Raw genomic sequence first — 5,689 nt, forward strand, 5'->3', positions numbered from 1 at the left:
AGGGTGCTGAAGTCCGGCACTCGCCAATCCAACCCAACCAGCCGCAGGAGGCTCTGAACGAACCCGGTCGTTTGTCTCGTCGCCATTGTCGCTCGGACCAATGGCGCTCCCAATGGCGACCATGCCAAACTTGCCCGGGGCTCCGCCCGTTCAGGGCTGAAAACAGTCCACCGGACTGTTTTCCGAGCGCCCTTCACCCTTCATTGTCAGGCACGTCTGGATAGCTTCATCGCTGAAACTCGGCTGCCGCCCACGCTTCCCGCTGGGCGGCAGCTTCCACATCATGTCGGGATCGAACCAGATCGTCAGCGATCCGCGCTGGCACAGTGCTTCATTGTAAGCCTACCAGTTCGTGGTCTTGTCCTTCGTAGGGGCCCAACTGCTCATACCTTCCAGCTATCACGCTGGGTTCACCCAGTGAATCCCTCACTCGATTTGTGCAACAAGGCCATGGCCCTGGACCAGCGCGGCCCGGTCCAGGGCCTGATCCTGCATTCGGACCGCGGCGTGCAATATGCCAGCGGGGACGATCGCAAGATCATCCACCGCATCCACCGCGCCAAGCTGATCCGATCCATGAGCCGCAAGGGTCAGTGCCTCGGGTTCAAGCTGGTCCGCGCCAGCGGATCAAACGATCCGGCGGATCGTTTGAAGGCGCAGAACGCCCCGATGGAGAGCTTCTTTTCTTCGCTGAAGAAGGAGCTGGTCCATCGCCATCGGTTCGGACCCCGGGAACAGACCAGGGCCGCGATCTTCAGGTACATCGAGGTCTTCTACAGGCCGCCAACGCCGCCATTCAGCCATCGACTGCCAGACACCGGTTCAGGCGTTCACAGAGATGAGATGGGAAATGGCCGCATAGGATCAACAATCAGACTGCCCGGAAACAAGGACGAAGATCACTCCAGCGCTGACCCCCGATCAGAAAGCAGAAGTCTTACGTCTGAAGTCTGAGGGACGCGCGGTGAAAGATATTGCCGCAATGTTCAAAGTAAGCCCGGCAACGGTGAAAAGGGTGACATAGCTTACGAAGCGCCGTTTCAAGATAGAAGCCAACGTAGCCGCTAACAGGAACGCCCCGAAGTGGGCACAGTAATTTTCGAAACTCCGAAACAGGCGATAAGCGTGGCGACCATTGTCCCGTAGGCTGCGATGGCGTGCGGGGCTAGAGATGGGACACCATAGAGCAGAACCGTCCCATTCCCACCGGGAATGATCATTGCGGACGTACCCATGATAATCCCTCCTGTGACAGGCCGGAAGAGGCTGGTAAGGGCCGGGTGCTGGAGGCGAAATTTGCCGGAGCGCAGCGCTGCGGTTATGCCTCCGCTGACCACTGCCAGTGCACAAGAAAGAGCAAGCCAGCTGCCCGGCATGTGCATTGGATCGACAAGCCGTGCCGCCCGATGCGACAGGATCGTGACATAGGTCCAGTTCCCTGCGAAGACGTAGAGAATGCCGCCAAAGACACCGACCACAAGCATTGATCGGTAAGGCCCCATCCGCATTGATCCGGCGTTGCGGAAGGTTCGCCACCACCTTGGCACCCTTCGATAGAGGGCGACCAGCAGGCAGAGGGCAAGGAGGACCACAAAGGACACCGAGAACAGCCCCGGTGTCTCAAGCGGAGACGGCCGGGGGGTGTTCTGCAGATAGCCGGGGATATCGAGCGCCGTGGTCAGGACAGCGCCTGCGACCATTCCCACGATTGTTCCTACATATTTCAAATTCCCTCCTGTCAGGTGGGCCAGCGTCCCCAGCGCACATGCGCCGTTGATCCAGGCCCCCAGACCAAAGGCCGCTCCGCTGAGCAGGACGAACCCGGTGACCGGATAACCTGCAGAGAGTGTCGTCAGATCCGGCAACGCCCAGTGCAAGGGTATCATCACCGTACCGGATCCCGCGGCGGCAACCAAAAATGCCCGAAACCGGGACGATTTACCGTCGAGCACGAGAGCGCGGGCGGCCACAACCGTGCAAACCGACCCACGCCTGATCGCGTAGCCTACGCAAAATGCGCAGGCGGCTGTTATGATGAAGATGACCCAGATCAAGACCGATCTCGTACCTCAACTGCCGGGGCCGCAGTCGATACACCGCAGCGGTGGGTTAGGCGCAAACCGAAGAACGGCTGCAAGATTGCGCAACGCCGTGCGCAGCCCTTCCTCGATCACAGGGTGATAAAAGGGCCTTTGCAGGGCTTCCGCCACAGTCAACTTGCTCTCAATCGACCAGGCGAGCAAGTGGGCGAGATGCTCTGCCGCCGGGCCAATAATCTCGGCGCCCAGAAGAAGACCGGTGTCGCGGTCCCCATAGACGCGCAAAAGACCCACGTTCTTGCCAATAACGCGGGCGCGTCCCTGATCCTCGAACGAGACCTCCCCCACGCCAAACTCCACACCCACATCCGCCAAAGCCTTATGACCCTGACCAATCACCGCGATCTGCGGATCCGAGAAGACGACCCCCAGCCGGGTGCGGCGTGCGCGCCGATAGACCTCCGGGTAGCGTGCCGCGTTCTCACCCGCAATCCGCCCTTCGTCCGCGGCTTCGTGCAGCAGGGGTATCTCGACCGAGGCATCCCCGGCGACAAAGATCGGCGAGACCTGCCCTGCCGACGATTTTGCCCGCATCGACATGGGGTCAATCTCCGGCACACCGCGCTCGTCAAGGATCAGGGAGGTGTTTTCAAGGCCGATGCGGTCCAGATTTGGCCTGCGTCCCGTTGCCGCCAACAGATAGTCGAAGCGCTCTTCGCCGGCGTCATTCGGGTCGTTGCGGTTGCTCCAGGACACAACCACCTGATCGCCATCGCGGCTGATCTGCGTGTCGGCATCGAAATGCGCGCTGAACTCGCGACCGAAGTGGTTGCGCGCATAAGCGACGAGATCAGGATCGCTGAGCGGGCCGACCGAGTTGCCACGACCAAAGAGGTGCACCCGCACGCCGAGGCGCGACAGGGCCTGTCCCAGTTCCAGCCCGATCACCCCGGCCCCAAACACAGCGACCGAGTCCGGCAGATCCTGCCAGTCGAAAACGTCATCATTGATGATCAGCCGCTCACCTGCGACCTGAAACGGAGGCGGAATAACGGGGCGTGACCCGGTCGCCACGATCACCGTCCGCGCCGTCAGCCGACTCCCGTCGTCGAGCGCCAGCGTATGATCATCTACGAACTGCGCAGACTTCCGGATCAGGTGGCGTTGCTCAAAGCCTTCAATCGCATCGTTCACGAACCCGACAAATCGATCTCTTTCCCTGCGCACGCGCTCCATCACAGCGACGCCATCTACAGTGACCCCGTTTGCCGTGATGCCAAACTGCCCGCTGTCGCGCGCATGTTGCGCGGCATCGGCCGCGGCGATCAAGAGCTTGGACGGCATGCAGCCGACCCGCGCGCAGGTGGTGCCCAAAGGGCCACCGTCAATCAGGGCAACGCGGTCGGTTTGCTTCACCGCTTCACGATAGGCCGCCATGCCAGCCGTTCCCGCACCCAGGATGGCCACATCCACATCATAGTTCGTCATTGCGCTGTCCTTTTGGAAGTAAGGTCGGGTCAAGCCGAGATTGCCGGGTGCAACAGGGCGTCGAAGCCGCCACGTGCATCAAGATCCGCCAGATCTGTATATTCGCCGATATGAATGTCCCGGACGAAGATTTGTGGAACCGTCTTGCGTCCACCGGCCCGCGAGACCATGTCTTTGCGCTTTGCGGGATCGCCTGAAATCTCGATATTTGTGAAACGGAGCCCCTTGCTGGCCAGAAGCGCCTTGGCCGCTTTGCAGTACGGGCAGTAGTCCTTGGTGTAGATGACGATCTGGTGGTCCATGGGTCTCATCCCGGTTAAGCTTTCGTGTGGGAAACGCGACCCCTTGGCCCTGATCGCTCCAAGGGGTCGTTCTGTCATCTGTCGCGGGCAACGCGCTTCAACGCATCACCGGCGAGAAAAATGGCCGCGGCCAAAAGTACGATGTCTTTGAGCAGAAACTGCCCCGGGACAACGGAAAGGGCGGGGAAGCCGCCGAGGCTGGGCTCTGTGACCGGCGCGGTGAACAGGAAGCTGGCGGTGACGAGGAAGGTCGCGACGGCGCCAAGCGCACCAAGCACGGCCGCTTTGGGGAATTTCGTTCCGATCACGATCAGTGCAGCGGTCAGGATTTCAGTAGCACCGATCAGGTTTGAGGCACCTTGCAGACTGAAAACGCTATAGAGCCAACTGGTCAGCGGACTGGAGGCGACCAGACCTTCGATGGCGCCCGCCTCATAGGCGGTGAACTTCATTGCACCAATCCAGCCAAGCACAATTGCAGTGCCAAAGCGGATGCTGTGAACGCCCGCCCTCGACAGGCGTTCCCCAAAACTGTGCAGGTCGTTCGACACGGGCGCGGCGGTGAAGGTTACGTCAGTCATGTTTGGATCTCCTTTGTTGACCAATCGGTCTTTAATTTGGTACGAGTGTTTATTGTCATTGCTGATGAACACAGATCTATAGATTGTAGACTGATCGGTCAATAAATAAGTTGTCACAGGTATGTGAGGAATATGACAGATGCAGGCACCAGGCAGACCAAGAGAATTCGACCCCGACGAAACCCTCATGAAAATCATGCAGCTGTTTTGGGAAAACGGATATGAGGCAACCGGGCTCAGCGACATTGTCGCGGTCACGGGGCTGGGTAAGGCCAGTCTGTATAAGGCTTTTGGCAACAAGCATCAGATGTATCTCAGGGCTTTGTCCCATTATGAGAGCCTGATGATCGACACAGCCGTGGCCGTGCTTCGGTCAAAGGACGCCGCACCGCTCGACAGGATTGACGCGTTTTTGTCCGCGCCCATCGTCGCGGTGCGCGATCACAAAGACCGGCGCGGTTGCTTTCTGTGCAACGCTGCCGCTGACCGCGCTTCTCTCGACTCAGACACCGCATCTCTGGTCGAGCGCGGCTATGCCAAATTGCGCAAGGCGCTCACCAGGACGCTGTCTGAAGCGTTTCCGGAAGGCGCATCAGAGAAGATCGCAGTACGTGCCGAGGTGGTGCTGACCATCTATTCCGGGCTGCGCATCATGTCTCGCGCAGCTCAAACCGCCGAGATGATGACGGCGACCAAGACCGAAATCATCGTAATGATGGGGTTAATTTAGCTGTCGGCAGAGTCCCCTTGTCAGTCCGTCCGCTGGACATCGGGATAGGTCCTCGGCTGTAAACAACGTGATCAGGCGGTCTGAGCGGAGACCACCAGGCTTTGGGGTGCTGTTCGCTTCAAAAGCGGCTGCCGTTCTGATCTTCGTCCTTGTTTCCGGACAGTCTGATTGTTGATCCTACGCGGCCATTTTCCAACTCATCTCTGTGAACGCCTGAACCGGCGTCTGGTAGCCTATGGCTGAATGCCGTCGCTGGCGGCCCTTAGAAGACCTCGATGTACTCGAAGATCGCGGCCCTGGCCTGTTCCCGGATTCCGAACCGATGGCGATGGACCAGCTCCTTCTTCAGCGAAGAAAAGAAGCTCTCCATCGGGGCGTTCTGCGCCTTCAAACGATCCCCCCGGATCGTTCGATCCGCTGGCGCGGACCAGCTTGAACCCGAGGCACTGACCCTTGCGGCTCATGGATTGAGCCAGCTTGGCGCGGTGGATGATCTTGCGGTCGTCTCCGCTGGCATATTGCATGCCGCGGTCCGAATGCAGGATCAGG

General features: G+C 59.6%; 8 protein-coding genes and 1 pseudogene. 3 read left to right on the plus strand and 6 right to left on the minus strand.

The annotated features are described in order from the left end of the window. A pseudogene (locus tag FEV53_RS22250) lies at positions 1 to 327 on the minus strand (transposase); the annotation flags it as partial. A gap of 123 nt (positions 328 to 450) precedes the next feature. On the opposite strand from FEV53_RS22250, the gene FEV53_RS19315 reads away from it, so the two are divergent. Next, positions 451 to 954: an IS3 family transposase gene (locus FEV53_RS19315; protein ID WP_142836303.1), complete on the plus strand. Its 504-nt coding sequence runs from the start codon at positions 451 to 453 to the stop codon at positions 952 to 954. After that, entirely contained in the window at positions 944 to 1,024 is an 81-nt protein-coding gene (locus tag FEV53_RS22255; protein ID WP_425465511.1) for a helix-turn-helix domain-containing protein, read from the plus strand. The genes FEV53_RS19315 and FEV53_RS22255 overlap by 11 nt, the downstream gene beginning before the upstream one ends. 40 nt (positions 1,025 to 1,064) lie before the next feature. Here the strand turns inward: FEV53_RS22255 and FEV53_RS19325 are convergent, their stop codons facing one another. From FEV53_RS19325 to FEV53_RS19340, 4 genes are all read right to left on the minus strand, one after another. Beyond that, complete coding sequence (locus tag FEV53_RS19325; protein WP_142836304.1) at positions 1,065 to 2,054, minus strand: YeeE/YedE thiosulfate transporter family protein; 990 nt, start codon at positions 2,052 to 2,054, stop codon at positions 1,065 to 1,067. Positions 2,055 to 2,069: 15 nt separating this feature from the next. Beyond that, a complete protein-coding gene (locus FEV53_RS19330; RefSeq protein ID WP_142836305.1) occupies positions 2,070 to 3,527 on the minus strand; it encodes a dihydrolipoyl dehydrogenase in 1,458 nt (485 codons plus the stop codon). A gap of 29 nt (positions 3,528 to 3,556) precedes the next feature. Continuing rightward, a complete protein-coding gene (gene grxC, locus FEV53_RS19335; RefSeq protein ID WP_142836306.1) occupies positions 3,557 to 3,829 on the minus strand; it encodes a glutaredoxin 3 in 273 nt (90 codons plus the stop codon). A 74-nt stretch (positions 3,830 to 3,903) separates the two neighbouring features. Continuing rightward, a complete protein-coding gene (locus FEV53_RS19340; RefSeq protein ID WP_142836307.1) occupies positions 3,904 to 4,410 on the minus strand; it encodes a YkgB family protein in 507 nt (168 codons plus the stop codon). Positions 4,411 to 4,597: 187 nt separating this feature from the next. Here FEV53_RS19340 and FEV53_RS19345 point away from each other — a divergent pair, with 187 nt between their 5' ends. Continuing rightward, positions 4,598 to 5,140 (plus strand): TetR/AcrR family transcriptional regulator, encoded by a 543-nt coding sequence (locus tag FEV53_RS19345; protein WP_246100939.1) that lies wholly within the window; start codon positions 4,598 to 4,600, stop codon positions 5,138 to 5,140. A gap of 233 nt (positions 5,141 to 5,373) precedes the next feature. Here the strand turns inward: FEV53_RS19345 and FEV53_RS21745 are convergent. Beyond that, positions 5,374 to 5,689 (minus strand): hypothetical protein (locus FEV53_RS21745; RefSeq protein WP_425465510.1); only part of this gene is annotated, 316 nt, incomplete at its 5' end.

The organism is Palleronia caenipelagi, assembly GCF_007004065.1.
In the GTDB taxonomy this organism is placed as follows: Bacteria; Pseudomonadota; Alphaproteobacteria; order Rhodobacterales; family Rhodobacteraceae; genus Palleronia; species Palleronia caenipelagi.

Coding starts and splice junctions, on each gene's coding strand:
- FEV53_RS19345 (WP_246100939.1), top strand. CDS start 4,598: ATGAAAATCATGCAGCTGTTTTGGGAAAACGGATATGAGGCAACCGGG.
- FEV53_RS19315 (WP_142836303.1), top strand. CDS start 451: ATGGCCCTGGACCAGCGCGGCCCGGTCCAGGGCCTGATCCTGCATTCG.
- FEV53_RS19330 (WP_142836305.1), bottom strand. CDS start 3,527: ATGACGAACTATGATGTGGATGTGGCCATCCTGGGTGCGGGAACGGCT.
- FEV53_RS19340 (WP_142836307.1), bottom strand. CDS start 4,410: ATGACTGACGTAACCTTCACCGCCGCGCCCGTGTCGAACGACCTGCAC.
- grxC (WP_142836306.1), bottom strand. CDS start 3,829: ATGGACCACCAGATCGTCATCTACACCAAGGACTACTGCCCGTACTGC.